This is a genomic window from Escherichia sp. TW09308, from assembly GCF_000208565.1.
Lineage (GTDB): Bacteria > Pseudomonadota > Gammaproteobacteria > Enterobacterales > Enterobacteriaceae > Escherichia > Escherichia marmotae.
In genome coordinates, this window is the sequence record NZ_AEME01000001.1 from 2,566,476 (window position 1) to 2,586,636 (window position 20,161).

Below are 20,161 nucleotides of genomic sequence, written 5' to 3' on the forward strand. Positions count from 1 at the left end.
CTCAGGCTCCTCGTGAAACAATAATCACCACCAGTACCGCCAGTTCAACCAGCGCCATCCGGCGGAACAGCAACGCACTTCCCTCGCTCTGCCAGCCCGGCACCAGCGACACCGGATTCAGCACTTTGCGCAGTTTCAGCACCGGCGCAAACGCCTGTTTCACCGGCATGGCAAAACCGTGAGCAGTAATCACCATTGATTTTTCGTGGTCATAGCCACACACCCATGCCGCGCCACGGGAACGTGACGGCAGACGGTCGCCTTTGCAAATCGCCATAATGATGAATGGCAGCAGCGGGCAGGCAATCAGCAGCAACGTGATCATCGGTTGAGAAACGGTGGTGTTAGCAGGCTCCAGCGGCAGAGGTACAGCAGCAGACAGCATCGGCAGCAGCCACGGCGCAGCAACACCGCCAATCACGCAGCAAATCGCCAGTGCCACCACACTTACGCTCATCAGGATCGGCGCACAGGTGGCGTTTTCGGCTTCTTTGGTACGCGGTGCGCCGAGGAAGGTTACGCCATAGACTTTCGCCATACACATCACCGCCAGCGCACCGGTAATTGCCAGACCCACAGCGAGCAGCGGCCCCAGCAGACGGGCAACAAACGCGCCGCTATTGCTCAGTTTGAAGAAGGATTGATAGATAACCCATTCACCGGCAAACCCGTTCAGCGGCGGCAGCGCCGCCATTGCCATCAGCCCGACTAACATGGCGATGGAGATAACCGGCATTTTCTTGCCAATTCCGCCCAGTTTTTCGATATCGCGATGACCAGTACGGAACCAGACGCTACCCGCGCCGAGGAACAGTACGCTTTTGAACAGGCTATGGTTAAGCAGATGGTACAGACCACCGACCAGGCCAAGGGCAATCAGCGCCGGTTGTTCAAGCGCGATACCCGTTACACCAGCGCCCAGCCCCAGCAGGATAATGCCGATATTTTCCAGCGTGTGGTAAGCCAGCAGACGCTGGATATTGTGCTCCATCAGTGCATACAGACCGCCGACGAACGCGGTGATCATGCCGAGCACCAGCAGCGCAATCCCCCACCACAGCGGTGCGTTACCCCCCAGCAGCGACAGAGTTAAAATACCCAGCAGGCCAATTTTCATCACTACTGTGGAAAACAGCGCTGCCGCTGGCGCAGAGGCGTTGGCATGAGCCTGCGGCACCCAACCATGCAGTGGGATAATCCCGGCCAGCAGGCCAAAGCCAATCACGCCAAGCAGCCAGATATCGGAACCGAGCGGCAGTTGTTGCACGCGCATATCCAACAGGCGCAAATCCAGCGTGCCATAACGCTGCCACACCAGCCAGCAAGCGATCGCCAGCAGCAAAGTGCCAAGACGCCCCAGCGCAAACCACAGTTTGCCCTCTTTGCTATTACTGGTGAGGAACACCGCGCACAGGGCCATGATTTCAGCCATTACCACGAACATGCCCAGGTTACTGGCGATGACAGCGCACACGGCGGCAGCCATCAACATATTGATCTGCAAGCCGTTGCATTTCACCTGCGCATGGCGATGCCAGTCAATGTTGTAGAGGCTGACAAACAGGCCGCACAGACCAAGGGTAATCAGCCAAATCGCGTTAAGCGGGGAAATTTGGATATCAAAACTCACCAGCGACAGCGCACCGCTCACGCCGACCGCGCCCGTCAGCACGGTGAACCCTGCAGCAGCCGTGTACAGGCTACCGACCGCGCCGCCAATCCCGGCAATCCAGCCACTTAGCGCCTTATGAAAAGAAAAGAGAAATGCCAGAACAGCGGCGGCGGCAAACCACGCCACGCCGCTATTGATCAGTGAAATTGCGCTCATTTAGCCTCTCCACTTTGAGCCTGCTGAAACAAGGTGAGATCGCCAAAGTCCGTGTTAAAAGTCAGCTCACGCTTACGCTTGCTGACGCGGGCGATATCGGTGTTATCCACCAGATGCAGGGCTTTGGTCGGGCACATCCGCACGCAGGCCGGACCTTGTTCATCAAAACTACAGAGGTCACATTTGACGGCGATTGCGCGAATACCCGGCACCCAGTCAAGCAACGTGCTGACACGCGCCGGAGCAGGCGGTGCCGGTGGCGCTTTCGCGGTATTGGCGTTTGCCGGAATATCCAGCGGACGGCTGCCGGAAAATTCGATTGCGCCAAACGGACAGGCAATGCCGCACAGTTTGCAGCTTACGCACAGACTTTCATTAAGCTGGACTGCGCCATCAACGCGGGTGATGGCGTTAACCGGGCAGACCACCGCACAGGGCGCATCTTCGCAGTGATGGCAAAGCTGCGGTGCAGATTCTTTATCATTCAGCATCACTCGCAGGCGCGGCATAGATTGCAGGCCGTGCTGGCGATGCGTCTCTGAACAGGCTGCTTCACAGGTGTGGCAGCCGATACAGAGCGTGGAGTCAGCAATTACAAAACGATTCACCAGGCATTCCTCAGGTGATTGTCATTTTTGACGAAAACATGCCGATGAAATGTCATTTTCGACACTCATCGACACGCCCATCCCCAAACAGGCATGACGCCTGCAACACAGGCAAAGCCTCAGCTCATGCTGCCGAGCTTTGTCCCTTTACCAGTTGGCTTAAATTCACCGGGGTATTGTTTTCAATGGCGGTGTATAAGCTGTCGTAAACGCCAGCGATTTTTTCGAGATAGTGTTCCAGCACTTGTTCGCGATTGCGGATGTTGACCTTGCCATCAATCATGCCGTCAATGCCCAACTGAGCCTGTGCAATCTGCTGTTTATCTTCGCCGTCTTTCGTTTCAACGTAGTACTCGATGGTGTGGCTGTTAAAACCATCCCCGAGGGTGACGTAAATTCGAAAATGCTCAAAAAGAACGAAACAGAGTTCTTTATCTGGCGCGCAGCTCATAGCGTGATGCAAACGCGCTTTTGATAACGTGATCCCCTGAACCAGCGAATTGCAGTAAATATGCCACTGGTCCTGTAGGCGACGATGCCGCTGTGCGATGTAATCGGCTTTCTCGCTTATTTCCCAAATAGTCATTGTCAGGTTACCCGTTTAACAGAGATGCCTGCCCTCAAGCATTTTTTGTGCCAATTTTTAATCTATTGTTATTTAAGTATTTTTTATGATTCCACTGAATTTCGACGCCGTGTCGACGTGTCATTTCGACATCATCGACATTATTCACCGCAGCGATAATCAACGCTGGCACAATTATTGCTTATAGCTGGCAATAGTTAATGGGAGGCGATATGCACGAAATAACCCTCTGCCAACGGGCACTGGAATTGATCGAACAGCAGGCCGCAAAGCATGGCGCAAAACGCGTAACTGGGGTCTGGCTCAAAATTGGCGCATTTTCTTGTGTCGAAACCAGCTCTCTTGCCTTTTGTTTTGATCTGGTTTGCCGCGGCAGCGTGGCGGAAGGTTGTAAACTGCACCTCGAAGAACAAGAGGCCGAATGCTGGTGTGAAACATGCCAACAGTATGTGACGCTACTGACCCAGCGCGTCCGCCGCTGTCCACAGTGTCATGGCGACATGCTGCGTATTGTGGCAGACGACGGTTTACAGATTCGGCGGATAGAAATAGACCAGGAGTGAGCGATGTGTACAACATGCGGTTGCGGTGAAGGCAACCTGTATATCGAGGGTGATGAACATAACCCTCATTCCGCGTTTCGTAGCGCGCCTTTTGCCCCGGCAGCACGCCCGAAAATGAAAATCACCGGCATTAAAGCGCCTGAATTTACCCCCAGCCAGACTGAAGAAGGCGACCTGCATTACGGTCACGGAGAAGCTGGCACTCACGCGCCGGGCATGAGCCAGCGCCGGATGCTGGAGGTGGAAATTGACGTGCTGGACAAAAATAACCGTCTGGCTGAACGCAATCGCGCACGCTTTGCTGCCCGCAACCAACTGGTGCTCAACCTGGTTTCCAGCCCTGGTTCCGGTAAAACCACGCTGCTGACCGAAACCTTAATGCGCCTGAAAGATAGCGTTCCGTGTGCGGTTATCGAAGGTGACCAGCAGACAGTTAACGACGCCGCGCGCATTCGCGCTACCGGCACACCGGCAATTCAGGTAAACACCGGTAAAGGCTGCCATCTCGACGCACAGATGATTGCCGACGCCGCACCGCGTCTGCCATTAGACGATAACGGTATTCTGTTTATCGAAAACGTTGGCAATCTTGTATGCCCGGCCAGCTTCGATCTCGGTGAAAAACACAAAGTGGCGGTGCTCTCGGTCACTGAGGGTGAAGATAAGCCTCTGAAATATCCGCATATGTTTGCCGCTGCCTCGCTGATGTTGCTCAACAAAGTTGATCTGCTGCCGTATCTCAATTTCGACGTTGAGAAATGCATCGCCTGCGCCCGCGAAGTCAATCCAGAAATTGAAATCATCCTGATTTCCGCCACCAGCGGCGAAGGGATGGACCAGTGGTTGAACTGGCTGGAGACACAGCGATGTGCATAGGCGTTCCCGGCCAGATTCGCACCATTGACGGCAACCAGGCGAAGGTCGACATCTGCGGCATTCAACGCGATGTCGATTTAACGTTAGTCGGCAGTTGCGATGAAAACGGTCAGCCACGCGTGGGTCAGTGGGTACTGGTTCACGTTGGCTTTGCCATGAGCGTAATTAATGAAGCCGAAGCGCGCGACACCCTCGACGCCTTACAAAATATGTTTGACGTTGAGCCGGATGTCGGCGCGCTGTTGTATGGCGAGGAAAAATAATGCGTTTTGTTGATGAATATCGCGCGCCGGAACAGGTGATGCAGTTAATTGAACATCTGCGCGAACGTGCTTCACATCTCTCTTACACCGCCGAGCGCCCACTGCGCATTATGGAAGTATGCGGCGGCCATACCCACGCCATCTTTAAATTCGGTCTCGACCAGTTGCTGCCGGAAAACGTTGAGTTTATCCACGGCCCGGGTTGCCCGGTGTGCGTACTGCCGATGGGCAGAATCGACACTTGCGTAGAAATTGCCAGCCATCCGGAAGTCATCTTCTGTACCTTTGGTGACGCCATGCGCGTACCCGGTAAACAGGGGTCGCTGCTACAGGCAAAAGCGCGCGGTGCCGATGTGCGTATTGTCTACTCACCAATGGATGCGTTGAAACTGGCGCAGGAGAACCCAACCCGCAAAGTGGTGTTCTTCGGCTTAGGGTTTGAAACCACCATGCCGACCACCGCCATCACTCTGCAACAGGCGAAAGCCCGCGATGTGCAGAACTTTTACTTCTTCTGCCAGCACATTACGCTGATCCCGACTCTGCGCAGTTTGCTGGAACAACCCGACAATGGCATTGATGCGTTCCTCGCGCCGGGCCACGTCAGTATGGTTATCGGCACCGACGCCTATAATTTTATCGCCAGCGATTTTCATCGTCCGCTGGTGGTCGCTGGATTCGAACCACTTGATCTACTACAAGGCGTAGTGATGCTGGTAGAGCAGAAAATAGCGGCTCACAGCAAGGTAGAGAATCAGTATCGCCGGGTAGTACCTGATGCCGGTAATCTGCTGGCGCAACAGGCGATTGCTGATGTGTTCTGCGTTAACGGTGACAGCGAATGGCGCGGACTGGGCGTGATTGAATCTTCTGGCGTGCACCTGACGCCGGACTATCAGCGGTTTGACGCTGAAGCGCATTTCCGCCCGGCTCCGCAGCAGGTTTGCGATGATCCGCGCGCGCGCTGTGGCGAAGTATTGACGGGCAAATGTAAGCCGCATCAATGCCCGTTATTTGGGAACACCTGTAATCCTCAAACCGCGTTCGGTGCGCTGATGGTTTCCTCCGAAGGAGCCTGTGCAGCGTGGTATCAGTATCGTCAGCAGGAGAGTGAAGCGTGAATAATATCCAACTCGCCCACGGCAGCGGCGGCCAGGCGATGCAGCAATTAATCAATAGCCTGTTTATGGAAGCTTTTGCCAATCCGTGGCTGGCGGAACAGGAAGATCAGGCACGTCTTGACCTGGCGCAACTGGTGGCGGAAGGCGACCGTCTGGCCTTCTCCACCGACAGCTACGTCATTGACCCGCTATTCTTCCCTGGTGGCAATATTGGCAAGCTGGCGATTTGTGGTACGGCGAATGACGTTGCGGTCAGCGGCGCAATTCCACGTTATCTCTCCTGTGGTTTTATCCTTGAAGAAGGGTTGCCGATGGAGACGCTAAAAGCGGTCGTCACCAGCATGGCAGAAACCGCCCGCGCGGCTGGCATTGCCATTGTGACTGGCGATACCAAAGTGGTACAACGCGGTGCTGCAGACAAATTGTTTATCAACACCGCAGGAATGGGCGCAATCCCGGCGAATATTCACTGGGGCGCACAAACTCTGACCGCAGGCGATGTATTGCTGGTTAGCGGTACGCTCGGTGACCACGGTGCAACTATCCTTAACCTGCGTGAGCAACTGGGGCTGGATGGCGAACTGGTCAGCGACTGTGCAGTGCTGACGCCTCTGATTCAGACACTGCGTGACATTCCCGGCGTGAAGGCGCTGCGCGATGCCACCCGCGGTGGAGTGAACGCGGTGGTTCATGAATTCGCGGCAGCCTGCGGTTGCGGTATTGAACTTTCAGAAGCTGCACTGCCGGTTAAACCTGCCGTGCGCGGCGTTTGCGAACTGCTGGGACTGGATGCCCTCAACTTTGCCAACGAAGGCAAGCTGGTGATCGCCGTAGAGCGTAACGCGGCAGAGCAAGTGTTGGCGGCGCTGCATTCCCATCCACTGGGACAGGATGCTGCGTTAATTGGCGAAGTGGTGGAACGTAAAGGTGTTCGTCTTGCAGGGCTTTATGGTGTGAAACGAACTCTCGATCTACCACACGCCGAACCGCTGCCTCGTATATGCTAATAAAAATCTAAAGCTCCTTTAATTTGTCATTTACCTTTTGCACCGCTTAGCGGTGCTTTCCTGGAAGAACAACATGTCGTATACACCGATGAGTGATCTCGGGCAACAAGGGTTGTTCGACATCACTCGGACACTATTGCAGCAGCCCGATCTGGCCTCGCTGTGTGAGGCTCTTTCGCAACTGGTAAAGCGTTCTGCGCTCGCTGACAACGCGGCGATTGTGTTGTGGCAAGCGCAGACTCAACGTGCGACTTATTACGCGTCGCGTGACAAAGAACCCCCAATAAAATACGAAGACGAAACCGTTCTGGCGCATGGGCCGGTGCGCAGCATTTTGTCGCGTCCTGATACGCTGCATTGCAGCTACGAAGAATTTTGTGAAACCTGGCCACAACTGGCCACAAGCGGTTTATATCCCAAATTTGGTCACTATTGCCTGATGCCACAGGCAGCGGAAGGGCATATTTTTGGTGGCTGTGAATTTATTCGTTATGACGATCGCCCGTGGAGCGAAAAAGAGTTCAATCGCCTGCAAACATTTACGCAGATTGTTTCTGTTGTCACCGAGCAAATTCAGAGCCGCGTCATCAACAACGTCGACTACGAACTGTTATGTCGGGAACGGGATAACTTCCGCATTCTGGTCGCCATCACCAATGCGGTACTCTCCCGCCTGGACATGGACGAACTGGTCAGCGAAGTGGCGAAAGAGATCCACTACTACTTCGATATCGACGATATCAGTATCGTCTTACGCAGTCATCGTAAAAACAAACTCAACGTTTACTCCACTCATTATCTTGATAAACAGCATCCCACTCACGAACAGAGTGAAGTTGATGAGGCCGGAACCCTCACCGAGCGCGTATTTAAAAGCAAAGAGATGCTGCTGATTAATCTCCACGAACGAGATGATTTAGCCCCCTACGAACGCATGCTGTTCGACACCTGGGGAAACCAGATCCAGACGTTGTGCCTGCTACCATTGATGTCTGGTAATACCATGCTGGGCGTATTGAAACTGGCACAGTGTGAAGAGAAAACCTTTACCACCACCAACCTGAGTTTACTGCGCCAGATTGCCGAACGTGTGGCGATTGCCGTGGATAATGCTCTTGCCTACCAGGAAATCCACCGTCTGAAAGAGCGGCTGGTTGATGAAAACCTCGCCCTGACAGAACAACTCAACAATGTGGATAGTGAATTTGGCGAGATTATTGGTCGCAGCGAAGCCATGTATAGCGTGCTCAAACAGGTTGAGATGGTGGCGCAAAGCGACAGCACCGTACTCATTCTTGGTGAAACTGGCACAGGAAAAGAGCTGATAGCCCGCGTAATTCACAATCTGAGTGAGCGTAACGGTCGTCGAATGGTGAAAATGAACTGCGCCGCCATGCCTGCCGGATTGCTGGAAAGCGATCTGTTTGGTCATGAGCGTGGCGCCTTTACTGGTGCCAGCACCCAGCGCATCGGTCGTTTTGAACTGGCGGATAAAAGCTCGCTGTTCCTCGATGAAGTGGGTGATATGCCGCTGGAGTTACAGCCGAAGCTACTGCGCGTGTTGCAGGAACAGGAGTTTGAACGCCTCGGCAGCAACAAAATTATTCAGACGGACGTGCGTTTAATCGCCGCGACTAACCGCGATCTGAAAAAAATGGTCGCTGACCGTGAGTTCCGTAGCGATCTCTATTACCGCCTGAATGTCTTCCCGATTCATCTGCCACCGCTACGCGAGCGTCCGGAAGATATTCCGCTGTTGGCGAAAGCCTTCACCTTCAAAATAGCCCGCCGTCTGGGGCGCAATATTGACAGTATTCCAGCCGAGACTCTGCGCATATTGAGCAACATGGAATGGCCGGGTAACGTCCGCGAACTGGAAAATGTCATTGAGCGCGCGGTGCTGCTGACTCGCGGTAACGTTCTACAACTCTCTTTACCCGATATCTCACTACCGGAACCTGAAACGCCGCCTGCCGCGACGGTCGTCGCCCAGGAAGGTGAAGATGAATATCAACTGATTGTCCGTGTACTGAAAGAGACCAATGGTGTAGTCGCGGGGCCGAAAGGAGCTGCACAACGTCTGGGGCTAAAACGCACCACCCTGCTGTCACGGATGAAACGGCTGGGAATTGATAAAGCGGCATTGGTTTGACAGATTTAGTTATACTCAGTCAACATTCAATGAAAGGAGGCAGTATGGCAGTTTCAGCAAGAAATCAATTAACCGGAACCGTTAGCGCAGTAGCAATGGGCGCGGTGAATGATGAAGTAGAACTGACGCTGGCAGGTGGCGCTAAGCTGGTGGCGATTGTGACCCACAGCAGTCAGCAAGCCCTGGGGCTGGCAAAAGGGAAAGAAGCGATTGCCCTGATTAAAGCCCCGTGGGTAACGCTGGCAACGGAAGACTGTGGACTGAAATTCTCCGCTCGCAACCAGTTTGCTGGCAGCGTGTCGAAAATCACCGAAGGCGCAGTGAATGCCACTGTCCATATCAAAACGGATGCGGGTTTTGAAATTGTGGCGGTGGTAACAAATGAAAGCCAGGATGAGATGAAACTCACCGCTGGCTCGCGCGTTATTGCGTTGATCAAGGCATCAGCAATCCTGATTGCGACCAAAGCGTAAGCGCCGTATTTGCCGGAGAATATAAACTCCTCCGGCAAATTTATTTCTTCGGGCGATATTTTTCTGGCAGTTCCGGCACCGGACGCTTGTCATCAATCAGATGACGCACGGTTAAGATCGGATGACGCCACAGCATTCGCGGCCCCGCCCAACGCATAATCTGCTTCATCTCTTCACGTTTCGCAGGCTGATAACAGTGCACCGGACACTGCTTACAGGCCGGTTTCTCTTCGCCAAACACACATTTATCCAGCCGTTTTTGCGCATAAGCAAACAACGCCTCGTAATGCTCCGGCTCCGCTGACGCCTGCGGGCATTTCGCTTGATAAAGATCGATCATTTTTTTAATCGTCAGTTTTTCACGAGAGATACGCTTGCCGGACATGCTGCCTCCACACTCTTAAGGTGCATTTATATTACAACTTAATTTTAAAGGGGACTATGGCTCTGAAGGAGGAGGTTTCTTCAACCAACGCAATGTTTTCATAATCAACACGCAAAAGCTGCAAAACAGCATCTTTCCCGGAACCAGCATCAAGAACTCACCGTTCGCGTCTTCCCCTGAAATGATTAACTCCGGTATCATGTGCGCCTTATGTGATTACAACGAAAATAAAAACCATCACACCACATTTAACATCAGGGAACCGGACCTAACTCCATGAGTGTAATAGAAAATTTCGAAGCCCATACGCCTATGATGCAGCAGTATCTCAAGCTGAAAGCACAGCATCCGGAGATCCTGCTGTTCTACCGGATGGGTGACTTTTACGAGCTGTTTTATGACGACGCGAAACGGGCGTCGCAACTGCTGGATATTTCGCTGACTAAACGTGGCGCTTCCGCGGGTGAGCCAATCCCGATGGCAGGTATCCCCTATCACGCGGTAGAAAACTATCTTGCCAAACTGGTAAATCAGGGCGAATCCGTCGCTATTTGTGAACAGATTGGCGATCCGGCGACCAGCAAAGGGCCCGTTGAGCGCAAAGTTGTCCGTATCGTCACGCCGGGTACTATCAGCGATGAAGCCCTGTTGCAGGAGCGCCAGGACAACCTGCTGGCGGCTATCTGGCAGGACAGTAAAGGTTTCGGTTACGCGACGCTGGATATCAGTTCCGGGCGTTTTCGTCTGAGCGAACCGGCTGACCGCGAAACGATGGCAGCAGAACTGCAACGCACCAATCCGGCGGAACTGCTGTACGCAGAAGATTTTGCTGAAATGTCGTTAATTGAAGGTCGTCGCGGCCTGCGCCGTCGCCCGCTGTGGGAGTTTGAAATCGACACCGCGCGCCAGCAGTTAAACCTGCAATTTGGCACGCGCGATCTGGTAGGTTTTGGTGTTGAAAATGCGTCACGCGGTCTTTGTGCCGCTGGTTGCCTGTTGCAGTATGCAAAAGATACCCAGCGCACAACCTTGCCACATATCCGCTCTATCACGATGGAACGCGAGCAGGACAGCATCATTATGGATGCTGCGACGCGCCGTAATCTGGAAATCACCCAGAATCTGGCGGGTGGCGCGGAAAATACGCTGGCTTCCGTGCTTGACTGCACCGTCACGCCGATGGGTAGCCGTATGCTGAAACGCTGGCTACATATGCCAGTGCGCGACACTCGCGTGTTGCTTGAGCGCCAGCAGACCATCGGCGCATTGCAGGATTTCACCGCCGAATTACAGCCGGTACTGCGGCAGGTGGGCGATCTGGAGCGTATTCTGGCACGACTGGCGTTACGTACCGCTCGCCCACGCGATCTTGCTCGCATGCGTCACGCCTTCCAGCAACTGCCGGAACTGCGCGCACAGTTAGAAACTGTCGATAGTGCACCGGTACAGGCGCTGCGTGAGAAAATGGGCGAATTTGCCGAACTGCGCGATCTGCTGGAGCGGGCAATCATCGACACGCCGCCGGTACTGGTGCGCGACGGGGGTGTTATCGCACCGGGCTATAACGAAGAGCTGGATGAGTGGCGCGCGCTGGCTGACGGCGCGACCGATTATCTGGAGCGTCTGGAAGTCCGCGAGCGTGAACGTACCGGCCTGGACACGCTGAAAGTTGGTTTTAACGCGGTGCACGGCTATTACATTCAAATCAGCCGTGGGCAAAGCCATCTGGCACCGATTAACTACATGCGCCGCCAGACGCTGAAAAACGCTGAACGCTACATTATTCCGGAGCTGAAAGAGTACGAAGACAAAGTCCTCACCTCAAAAGGCAAAGCACTGGCGCTGGAAAAACAGCTTTATGAAGAGTTGTTTGACCTGCTGCTGCCGCATCTGGAAGCGTTGCAACAGAGTGCGAGCGCACTGGCAGAACTCGACGTGCTGGTTAACCTGGCAGAACGTGCCTATACCCTGAACTACACCTGCCCGACCTTTATTGATAAACCCGGTATTCGCATTACCGAAGGTCGCCATCCGGTGGTTGAACAGGTACTGAATGAGCCGTTTATCGCTAACCCGCTGAATCTGTCGCCACAGCGCCGCATGTTGATCATTACCGGTCCGAACATGGGCGGTAAAAGTACCTATATGCGCCAGACCGCGTTGATTGCGCTGATGGCCTATATCGGCAGTTATGTACCGGCACAAAGCGTGGAAATTGGTCCGATTGACCGTATCTTCACCCGCGTCGGCGCGGCGGATGATCTGGCTTCCGGGCGTTCAACCTTTATGGTGGAAATGACCGAAACCGCCAATATTCTGCATAATGCCACCGAGTACAGTCTGGTGTTGATGGATGAGATTGGTCGCGGGACGTCCACTTACGATGGTCTGTCGCTGGCGTGGGCGTGTGCGGAAAATCTGGCGAATAAGATTAAAGCGTTGACACTGTTTGCCACCCACTATTTCGAACTGACACAGCTACCAGAGAAAATGGAAGGCGTGGCGAACGTGCATCTTGATGCACTGGAGCACGGCGACACGATTGCCTTTATGCACAGTGTGCAGGACGGCGCGGCAAGTAAGAGCTACGGTCTGGCGGTTGCTGCGCTGGCGGGCGTACCAAAAGAGGTAATCAAGCGCGCGCGGCAGAAACTGCGTGAGCTGGAGAGCATTTCACCTAATGCGGCCGCTACGCAGGTTGATGGTACGCAGATGTCTTTGCTGTCATTACCGGAAGAAACCTCGCCAGCAGTCGAAGCACTGGAAAATCTCGATCCAGATTCACTGACCCCGCGTCAGGCGCTGGAGTGGATTTATCGGTTGAAGAGTCTGGTGTAAACCTGATATTCCCGACGGCACTATGCCGTCGGGTTGATTCACTACTTTTTCATTTGCACCCGGCAATACTGAGTCACCACATCTGAAATAGAGGGATATTTCACTTTCACCTGGTAATCAGGAAATGTCGTAAATGTGATATCTTCATGATCAATAAACACGGGGGCAGTTTTCCGTGCAGCTTCTGCTAAGATCGCTTCTTGCTCTGGTGCTAACGGATAAAATACCTTTACACTGTCAGGTACAATCTCTTCTTTTATCTTCGATTTTTCATGAGTAACAATGATATCCATCTCATGGCGGACAAAGGATATTGTGGAACCATTTAAATGATAATATTGTGTCGTGTGGTAGCGTTTTTCATTTTCTACCGAGTAAATGACTTTCATTATTCCCAAAATGCTAAGTTGATATTTTTCGTTATTCTCCGTCACACTGAAATCTGTTGTACACTTAACTACATCACCTTCAGTTATAAGTTTTTCAAAACGATTTATTTCTTCTATAGAAGCAGCTTGTACATTAGATGTAAAAAAACAGAAAGCTAACAGGAAAGCATAAAAATATCTAAGCATCTTAAAACATCCTTTTGTAATTTATTACTCCAAAGACTTCGACACTCTGGTCGGGTATAATAATACATTGCTATAATTTTGAGTCTATGCAAATGTCTACCACCCGCTATCAAAAAATTGATGCTCATAACTATCGCCATATATGGGCCGTTGGTGATATTCATGGTGACTATCAATTATTACAATCCCGCTTACATCAATTATCTTTTTGTCCCGAAACAGACTTACTTATTTCTACAGGCGATAATATTGATCGTGGGGCGGAGAGTCTTAACGTACTACGCCTGTTAAGGGCAACCACGAAGCGATGGCTCTTGATGCATTCGCGACTGGCGATGGCAATATGTGGCTGGCCAGTGGCGGTGACTGGTTTTTCGATTTAAATAAGACGGAACAAAAAGAGGCAATAGATCTGTTGCTTCGTTTTCATCATCTTCCCCATATTATTGAATTAGATAACGATAATATAAAATATATCATCGCACATGCGGATTACCCAGGAGATAAATATCAGTTTGGTAAAGAAATAGCGGAAAGTGAATTACTCTGGCCTGTTGATCGCGTGCAGAAATCGCTTAAAGGCGAATCACAAAAAATAAACGGTGCCGACCGCTTTATCTTTGGTCATATGATGTTTGATAACATTCAGACGTTCGCTAACCAGATTTATATTGATACCGGCTCACCGAAAAGCGGACGGTTATCGTTTTATAAAATAAAGTAATCTCATGCTTCCTCTGTGAAGCATGAGTATCCCGGTTTTATTTCAGGCCATTATTCGTTTTTCGCCACCAGCAAAGAGAGATCAAGCTTCGCCAGCGTGCGGCTGGCGCTTTCCGGCAGACCGCCGTCAGTAATGATCTGATCAAACTCACTTAACGGTAACGCCAGCCATGTCGCCACCTGACCATATTTCGTGGCATCACAGACCAGAATCCGCTGGCGACTGGCACTGGCAATCGCCCGTTTCACCGTGACTTTATCTTCCGCTGGCGTAGAGATCCCCCGCACACTCCATGACGATGCAGAAATAAAAGCCTGATCAATCATCAAGCTGCGCAGCATGGTCGCGGCGGCTTCTCCGACACAGGAACGGTTTTCCCGACAAACTGCACCACCAGTGTGAATAATTGTGCAATTACTGTTGTCGAGCAAGTAGTTTGCGATAACGAAATCGTTGGTGACTACAGTGAGTGGCTCCATGTGAATCAAATGCTGTGCAATCGCTAACGTGGTCGTTCCCGCATCCAGATAGATACAACTCCCCGGCTGAACGAGACTTGCCGCCAGCTTGCCAATAGCCGCTTTTTGCGTCATTGCCAGCGCAGTTTTTACCTGGTGAGAAGGTTCATGCGCCACACGTCCCGGCGACTGGACACCTCCGGACACCAACACAACAGCGCCCTGCTGCTCCAGTTTTTGCAAATCCCGACGAATGGTCATATGTGACACATTCATTCTGTCCGTCAGTTCAGCAATACTGACAATGCCTTTTTCAGCTACCATCTCAAGGATGATTTGGCGACGCTCTACGGGTATCAACTTTTGCTCCTTCCTTTGTCCTGCGGACATTCTACGCTATTTGCCTGCGAAACGTGCGCAACGCAACTATCGCTTAGTTCACATAAAATAACACACCATGTTAATTTTTGTGAATCAGCTCACCATATCGTTATCGCCTGGCGCTTATATTCACAACATCAAACAAAATATCACTTAAATTAACAAGGAGAGCAGATGAAAACGGGATCTGAGTTTCATGTCGGTATCGTTGGTTTAGGGTCAATGGGGATGGGAGCGGCGCTGTCGTGTGTCCGCGCGGGTCTTTCTACCTGGGGCGCAGACCTGAACGCCAATGCCTGCGCTACGCTGAAAGAGGCTGGCGCTTGCGGGGTTTCCGATAACGCCGCGACGTTTGCCGAAAAACTGGATGCTCTGCTGGTGCTGGTGGTAAATGCGGCCCAGGTCAAACAAGTACTGTTTGGTGATAAAGGCGTTGCACAGCATCTGAAACCCGGCACGGCTGTAATGGTTTCTTCCACTATCGCCAGTGCTGATGCGCAGGAAATTGCCACTGCTCTGGCTGCGTTCGATCTGGAAATGCTGGATGCGCCAGTTTCTGGTGGCGCGGTAAAAGCCGCTAACGGTGAAATGACCGTTATGGCCTCCGGTAGTGATCTTGCCTTTGAACGCCTGACCCCCGTGCTGGAAGCCGTCGCCGGAAAAGTTTATCGCATTGGTGCAGAGCCGGGTCTGGGTTCGACAGTAAAAATTATCCACCAGTTGTTAGCTGGCGTGCATATTGCTGCCGGGGCCGAAGCGATGGCGCTTGCTGCCCGTGCGGGGATCCCACTGGATGTAATGTATGACGTCGTAACCAATGCCGCCGGAAATTCGTGGATGTTCGAAAACCGGATGCGCCATGTGGTGGATGGCGATTACACCCCGCATTCTGCCGTAGATATTTTTGTGAAGGATCTCGGGCTGGTTGCTGATACCGCTAAAGCCCTGCACTTTCCGCTGCCGTTGGCCTCAACAGCGTTGAATATGTTCACCAGCGCCAGCAACGCAGGTTACGGAAAAGAAGACGACAGCGCAGTCATCAAGATTTTCTCTGGCATCACTCTACCGGGAGCGAAATCATGATCAAGATTGGCGTTATCGCTGATGATTTTACCGGCGCGACGGATATCGCCAGTTTTCTGGTGGAAAATAGTCTGCCAACGGTACAAATCAACGGTGTCCCGACAGGGGAAATGCCGGAAGCAATCGATGCCGTTGTGATCAGTCTGAAAACTCGCTCCTGCCCGGTGGCAGAAGCCACACAGCAATCGCTGGCGGCTCTGCGCTGGTTGCAACAACAAGGTTGCAAACAAGTCTACTTCAAATACTGCTCCACTTTCGACAGTACTGAGAAAGGCAATATCGGCCCGGTGACTGATGCATTAATGGATGCACTCGACACGCCGTTTACGGTCTTTTCCCCGGCTCTGCCAGTCAACGGGCGCACGGTTTATCAGGGTTATTTGTTCGTGATAAATCAACTGCTGGCCGAATCCGGGATGCGGCATCATCCAGTAAATCCTATGACTGACAGCTACCTTCCGCGTCTGGTTGAAGCACAATCCACAGGGCGCTGCGGCGTCGTTTCGGCGCATATTCTCGAAAAAGGTGTGGAAGCCATGCGTCAGGAACTGGCCCGTTTACAGCAAGAGGGCTATCGCTACGCGGTGCTTGATGCCCTGACCGAACGCCATCTGGAAATTCAGGGTGAAGCCTTGCGTGATGCCCCATTAGTAACCGGCGGTTCTGGCCTTGCGATAGGTCTGGCCCGGCAGTGGGCGCAAGAAAACGGTAACCAGGCACGCGAAGCAGGGCGTCCACTCGCAGGGCGCGGCGTAGTGCTCTCCGGTTCATGCTCACAAATGACCAATTGCCAGGTGGCACATTACCGTCAGATTGCGCCAGCCCGTGAAGTTGATGTGGCACGTTGTCTCACAACAGAAACACTGGTCGCTTATACACACGAACTGGCGAAATGGGTTCTGAGTCAGGAAAGTGAACTTGCTCCGCTGGTTTTTGCCACCGCCAGCACCGACGCGCTGGCCGCTATTCAACAGCAATATGGCGCACAAAAAGCCAGCCAGGCAGTGGAAGCGCTGTTTTCGCTACTGGCTGCCAGGTTAGCGGCGGAAGGTGTAACGCGTTTTATTGTCGCAGGCGGTGAAACTTCCGGAGTGGTCACGCAGAGTCTGGGCATAAAAGGGTTCCATATTGGCCCAACAATTTCCCCCGGTGTGCCGTGGGTTAACGCACTGGATAAACCTGTCTCACTGGCCCTTAAATCCGGCAATTTCGGTGACGAAGCCTTTTTTTCACGAGCCCAAAGAGAGTTTCTACCATGAGCGATTTCGCAAAAGCAGAGCAGTCTTTGCGAGAAGAGATGACGCGGATTGCCAGTTCGTTCTTTCAGCGCGGCTATGCCACCGGTTCGGCTGGCAATCTGTCGCTGCTTTTGCCTGACGGGAATTTACTGGCAACGCCGACAGGTTCATGCCTGGGTAATCTCGATCCGCAGCGGCTTTCCAAAGTCACCGCGGATGGCGAATGGCTAAGTGGTGACAAACCCTCAAAAGAAGTGCTCTTTCATCTGGCGCTGTATCGCAATAATCCGCGCTGTAAAGCTGTCGTGCATTTGCACAGTACGTGGTCGACGGCACTTTCCTGCCTTCAAGGGCTGGACAGCAGTAACGTTATTCGTCCGTTCACACCGTACGTGGTGATGCGGATGGGGAACGTCCCGTTGGTGCCCTATTATCGCCCGGGCGATAAACGCATCGCACAGGATCTGGCGGAACTGGCAGCAAATCATCAGGCCTTTTTGTTAGCAAATCATGGCCCAGTGGTTTGCGGTGAAAGCCTGCAAGAAGCTGCCAACAATATGGAAGAGCTGGAGGAAACGGCTAGGCTGATTTTTATTCTCAGCGACCGCCCGATCCGCTATCTGACCGCAGATGAAATTGCGGAATTAAGGAGTTAATGCAATGCCTCGTTTTGCAGCTAATTTATCCATGATGTTCACCGAAGTGCCTTTTATTGAACGCTTCGCCGCAGCGCGAAAAGCTGGTTTTGATGCCGTGGAATTTCTGTTTCCCTATGACTATTCCATCCAGCAAATCCAGCAACAACTGGCGCAAAACCATCTGACGCTGGCGCTGTTCAATACCGCTCCTGGGGATGTTAATGCGGGTGAATGGGGATTATCCGCCCTTCCCGGACGTGAGCACGAAGCTCGCGCGGACATCGATCTGGCTCTGGAATATGCGCTGGCGCTCAATTGCGAACAAGTTCATGTGATGGCAGGAGTAGTGCCCGCAGGCGAAGACGCTGAACGGTATCGGGCAGTGTTTATCGATAATCTCCGCTACGCTGCCGATAGCTTTGCGCCGCACGGCAAGCGAGTTTTGGTTGAAGCACTCAGCCCAGCCGTTAAACCTGGTTATCTCTTCTCCAGTCAGTATCAGGCACTGGCAATTGTTGAAGAGGTCGCTCGCGATAATGTGTTTATTCAGTTGGATACCTTCCATGCGCAAAAAGTAGATGGCGACCTGACGCATTTAATCCGCGATTACGCTGGGAAATATGCCCACGTGCAAATTGCCGGACTGCCTGACCGACATGAACCAGACGATGGCGAGATCAATTATCCGTGGCTGTTTCGCCTGTTCGATAAGGTGGGATATCAGGGTTGGATCGGTTGTGAATACAAACCCCGCGGCCTCACCGAAGAAGGGCTTGGCTGGTTTGACGCCTGGCGCTAATTCGCTAAATCCATAATTACAACGTACCCATACATCCCCCCATCTACGGATGGGGTAGGTTAACTATAACTTTCAGACAGGGTTTTCCATGTCCACAATTACATTGTTATGCATTGCGTTAGCTGGCGTAATCATGCTGTTGCTGCTGGTCATCAAGGCAAAGGTACAACCATTCGTCGCGCTGCTTCTCGTCAGCCTGTTAGTCGCACTTGCAGCGGGTATCCCGGCTGGCGAAGTAGGTAAAGTGATGATCGCCGGGATGGGTGGCGTGCTTGGCTCCGTCACCATTATCATCGGCCTTGGCGCTATGCTGGGACGCATGATCGAGCACTCTGGCGGCGCAGAATCACTGGCCAATTATTTCAGCCGCAAGTTAGGGGATAAACGAACAATCGCCGCACTGACTCTGGCAGCATTCTTCCTCGGCATCCCCGTCTTCTTTGATGTCGGCTTTATTATTCTTGCGCCAATCATTTATGGCTTTGCCAAGGTTGCAAAAATATCACCGCTTAAATTTGGTCTGCCTGTTGCTGGGATCATGCTGACCGTTCACGTAGCTGTGCCGCCACATCCTGGCCCCGTCGCCGCAGCGGGACTCCTTCACGCAGACATCGGCTGGCTGACCATAATCGGTATTGCGATTTCTATTCCAGTGGGCATTGTCGGCTATTTTGCAGCGAAAATAATCAATAAGCGCCAATATGCGATGTCGGTGGAAGTACTGGAGCAGATGCAACTGGCTCCAGCCAGTGAGGGAAACGCAACAAAATTAAGCGATAAAATAAATCCGCCAGGCGTAGCGCTGGTCACCTCGCTAATTGTTATCCCTATCGCGATTATTATGGCGGGTACGGTTTCGGCAACACTAATGCCAGCCTCGCATCCCCTGCTTGGTACGTTGCAACTGCTCGGCTCACCGATGGTAGCATTGATGATTGCGCTGGTACTGGCGTTCTGGTTATTGGCCTTACGTCGCGGCTGGAGCCTGCAACACACCAGCGATATTATGGGCTCAGCCCTTCCCACTGCGGCGGTAGTTATTCTGGTTACTGGAGCTGGTGGGGTGTTCGGCAAAGTGCTGGTGGAATCTGGCGTCGGTAAGGCTCTTGCCAACATGCTACAAATGATTGACCTGCCTCTGTTGCCTGCGGCATTTATTATTTCACTGGCGCTGCGTGCATCGCAGGGTTCGGCAACCGTAGCAATCCTGACAACAGGCGGACTGCTTTCAGAAGCGGTTGTGGGGCTGAATCCGATTCAGTGCGTACTGGTGACACTGGCGGCCTGCTTTGGTGGGCTTGGCGCATCGCACATTAACGACTCCGGTTTCTGGATCGTCACCAAATATCTGGGTTTATCGGTGGCAGATGGTCTGAAAACCTGGACAGTGTTAACGACCATCCTCGGTTTTACCGGATTCTTAATCACCTGGTGCGTGTGGGCAGTAATTTAACCTTAGCGAAAAGGTTCGATGGGTACTTGCTGCGGCGATCCCATTGGTAACCGCGTGGATGATGAATTTTTGGGGCGTTTGAGTAGAGAAGAGCAGGTGTTGTTTATGCGAC

At 52.5% G+C, this 20,161-nt stretch carries 19 protein-coding genes and 2 pseudogenes; 14 read left to right on the plus strand and 7 right to left on the minus strand.

The annotated features are described in order from the left end of the window. Nucleotide 1: 1 nt before the first annotated feature. The 3 genes from hycC to hycA all read right to left on the minus strand — a co-directional run bounded on the left by hycC (nucleotide 2) and on the right by hycA (nucleotide 3,022). Complete coding sequence (gene hycC / locus ESM_RS0112260; protein ID WP_001274366.1) at nucleotides 2-1,828, minus strand: formate hydrogenlyase subunit 3; 1,827 nt, start codon at nucleotides 1,826-1,828, stop codon at nucleotides 2-4. Then, nucleotides 1,825-2,436 carry a formate hydrogenlyase subunit HycB gene (gene hycB, locus ESM_RS0112265; RefSeq protein ID WP_001079169.1) on the minus strand — a complete coding sequence of 204 codons (612 nt, stop codon included), beginning with the start codon at nucleotides 2,434-2,436 and terminating at the stop codon, nucleotides 1,825-1,827. The genes hycC and hycB overlap by 4 nt, the downstream gene beginning before the upstream one ends. A 124-nt stretch (nucleotides 2,437-2,560) precedes the next feature. Next, nucleotides 2,561-3,022, minus strand: a complete 462-nt coding sequence (gene hycA / locus ESM_RS0112270; protein ID WP_000158067.1) for a formate hydrogenlyase regulator HycA — start codon at nucleotides 3,020-3,022, stop codon at nucleotides 2,561-2,563. A 212-nt stretch (nucleotides 3,023-3,234) separates the two neighbouring features. Between hycA and hypA the strand changes: the two genes are divergently transcribed. From hypA to ESM_RS0112310, 7 genes are all read left to right on the plus strand, one after another. Continuing rightward, nucleotides 3,235-3,585: a hydrogenase maturation nickel metallochaperone HypA gene (hypA, locus tag ESM_RS0112280; protein ID WP_001516945.1), complete on the plus strand. Its 351-nt coding sequence runs from the start codon at nucleotides 3,235-3,237 to the stop codon at nucleotides 3,583-3,585. 3 nt (nucleotides 3,586-3,588) lie between these two features. Then, nucleotides 3,589-4,461, plus strand: coding sequence for a hydrogenase nickel incorporation protein HypB (hypB, locus tag ESM_RS0112285; RefSeq protein WP_000337678.1), 873 nt, complete (start codon nucleotides 3,589-3,591; stop codon nucleotides 4,459-4,461). Next, nucleotides 4,452-4,724, plus strand: coding sequence for a hydrogenase 3 maturation protein HypC (hypC, locus tag ESM_RS0112290; protein ID WP_000334875.1), 273 nt, complete (start codon nucleotides 4,452-4,454; stop codon nucleotides 4,722-4,724). Before hypB ends, hypC begins: the two co-directional genes overlap by 10 nt. Next, nucleotides 4,724-5,845 (plus strand): hydrogenase formation protein HypD, encoded by a 1,122-nt coding sequence (hypD, locus tag ESM_RS0112295; protein ID WP_001212982.1) that lies wholly within the window; start codon nucleotides 4,724-4,726, stop codon nucleotides 5,843-5,845. The genes hypC and hypD overlap by 1 nt, the downstream gene beginning before the upstream one ends. Then, nucleotides 5,842-6,852, plus strand: coding sequence for a hydrogenase maturation carbamoyl dehydratase HypE (gene hypE, locus ESM_RS0112300; RefSeq protein WP_001059917.1), 1,011 nt, complete (start codon nucleotides 5,842-5,844; stop codon nucleotides 6,850-6,852). The genes hypD and hypE overlap by 4 nt, the downstream gene beginning before the upstream one ends. Before the next feature lie 73 nt (nucleotides 6,853-6,925). Continuing rightward, nucleotides 6,926-9,004, plus strand: coding sequence for a formate hydrogenlyase transcriptional activator FlhA (gene flhA, locus ESM_RS0112305; RefSeq protein ID WP_010378444.1), 2,079 nt, complete (start codon nucleotides 6,926-6,928; stop codon nucleotides 9,002-9,004). 44 nt (nucleotides 9,005-9,048) lie between these two features. Beyond that, complete coding sequence (locus ESM_RS0112310) at nucleotides 9,049-9,477, plus strand: TOBE domain-containing protein (protein ID WP_001516948.1); 429 nt, start codon at nucleotides 9,049-9,051, stop codon at nucleotides 9,475-9,477. A 40-nt stretch (nucleotides 9,478-9,517) separates the two neighbouring features. Here ESM_RS0112310 and ESM_RS0112315 read toward each other — a convergent pair whose 3' ends face one another. Together ESM_RS0112315 and ESM_RS1000000128820 are read right to left on the minus strand one after the other, a co-directional pair. After that, on the minus strand, nucleotides 9,518-9,862 hold the full coding sequence (locus tag ESM_RS0112315; protein ID WP_000015482.1) for a nitrous oxide-stimulated promoter family protein: 345 nt from the start codon (nucleotides 9,860-9,862) through the stop codon (nucleotides 9,518-9,520). A gap of 31 nt (nucleotides 9,863-9,893) precedes the next feature. Continuing rightward, nucleotides 9,894-10,063 (minus strand): annotated as a pseudogene (locus tag ESM_RS1000000128820) (hypothetical protein). Nucleotides 10,064-10,138: 75 nt separating this feature from the next. Here ESM_RS1000000128820 and mutS point away from each other — a divergent pair. Further along, nucleotides 10,139-12,700: a DNA mismatch repair protein MutS gene (gene mutS / locus ESM_RS0112320; protein WP_000110913.1), complete on the plus strand. Its 2,562-nt coding sequence runs from the start codon at nucleotides 10,139-10,141 to the stop codon at nucleotides 12,698-12,700. Nucleotides 12,701-12,741: 41 nt separating this feature from the next. On the opposite strand, the gene ESM_RS0112325 is transcribed toward mutS, so the two are convergent. Then, complete coding sequence (locus ESM_RS0112325; protein WP_000946997.1) at nucleotides 12,742-13,275, minus strand: hypothetical protein; 534 nt, start codon at nucleotides 13,273-13,275, stop codon at nucleotides 12,742-12,744. Nucleotides 13,276-13,367: 92 nt separating this feature from the next. Between ESM_RS0112325 and pphB the strand changes: the two are divergent. After that, nucleotides 13,368-13,999: pseudogene (gene pphB / locus ESM_RS01000000124805) on the plus strand (protein-serine/threonine phosphatase). Between the two features lie 50 nt (nucleotides 14,000-14,049). On the opposite strand, the gene ygbI reads toward pphB, so the two are convergent. Continuing rightward, nucleotides 14,050-14,817 (minus strand): DNA-binding transcriptional repressor YgbI, encoded by a 768-nt coding sequence (gene ygbI, locus ESM_RS0112335; protein ID WP_001516952.1) that lies wholly within the window; start codon nucleotides 14,815-14,817, stop codon nucleotides 14,050-14,052. A 195-nt stretch (nucleotides 14,818-15,012) separates the two neighbouring features. Here ygbI and ltnD point away from each other — a divergent pair, with 195 nt between their 5' ends. The 5 genes from ltnD to ESM_RS0112360 all read left to right on the plus strand — a co-directional run bounded on the left by ltnD (nucleotide 15,013) and on the right by ESM_RS0112360 (nucleotide 20,049). Next, nucleotides 15,013-15,921, plus strand: a complete 909-nt coding sequence (ltnD, locus tag ESM_RS0112340) for an L-threonate dehydrogenase (protein WP_000847962.1) — start codon at nucleotides 15,013-15,015, stop codon at nucleotides 15,919-15,921. Next, a complete protein-coding gene (gene otnK / locus ESM_RS0112345; protein WP_000590428.1) occupies nucleotides 15,918-17,180 on the plus strand; it encodes a 3-oxo-tetronate kinase in 1,263 nt (420 codons plus the stop codon). Before ltnD ends, otnK begins: the two co-directional genes overlap by 4 nt. Beyond that, nucleotides 17,177-17,815, plus strand: coding sequence for a 3-oxo-tetronate 4-phosphate decarboxylase (otnC, locus tag ESM_RS0112350; protein ID WP_001278988.1), 639 nt, complete (start codon nucleotides 17,177-17,179; stop codon nucleotides 17,813-17,815). Before otnK ends, otnC begins: the two co-directional genes overlap by 4 nt. A 4-nt stretch (nucleotides 17,816-17,819) precedes the next feature. Beyond that, the gene (locus tag ESM_RS0112355) at nucleotides 17,820-18,596 is read left to right on the plus strand and encodes an HPr family phosphocarrier protein (protein WP_001136907.1); all 777 of its coding nucleotides are present in this window, start codon (nucleotides 17,820-17,822) and stop codon (nucleotides 18,594-18,596) included. Nucleotides 18,597-18,684: 88 nt separating this feature from the next. Further along, complete coding sequence (locus ESM_RS0112360; protein WP_000104436.1) at nucleotides 18,685-20,049, plus strand: GntP family transporter; 1,365 nt, start codon at nucleotides 18,685-18,687, stop codon at nucleotides 20,047-20,049. Nucleotides 20,050-20,161 lie beyond the last annotated feature (112 nt).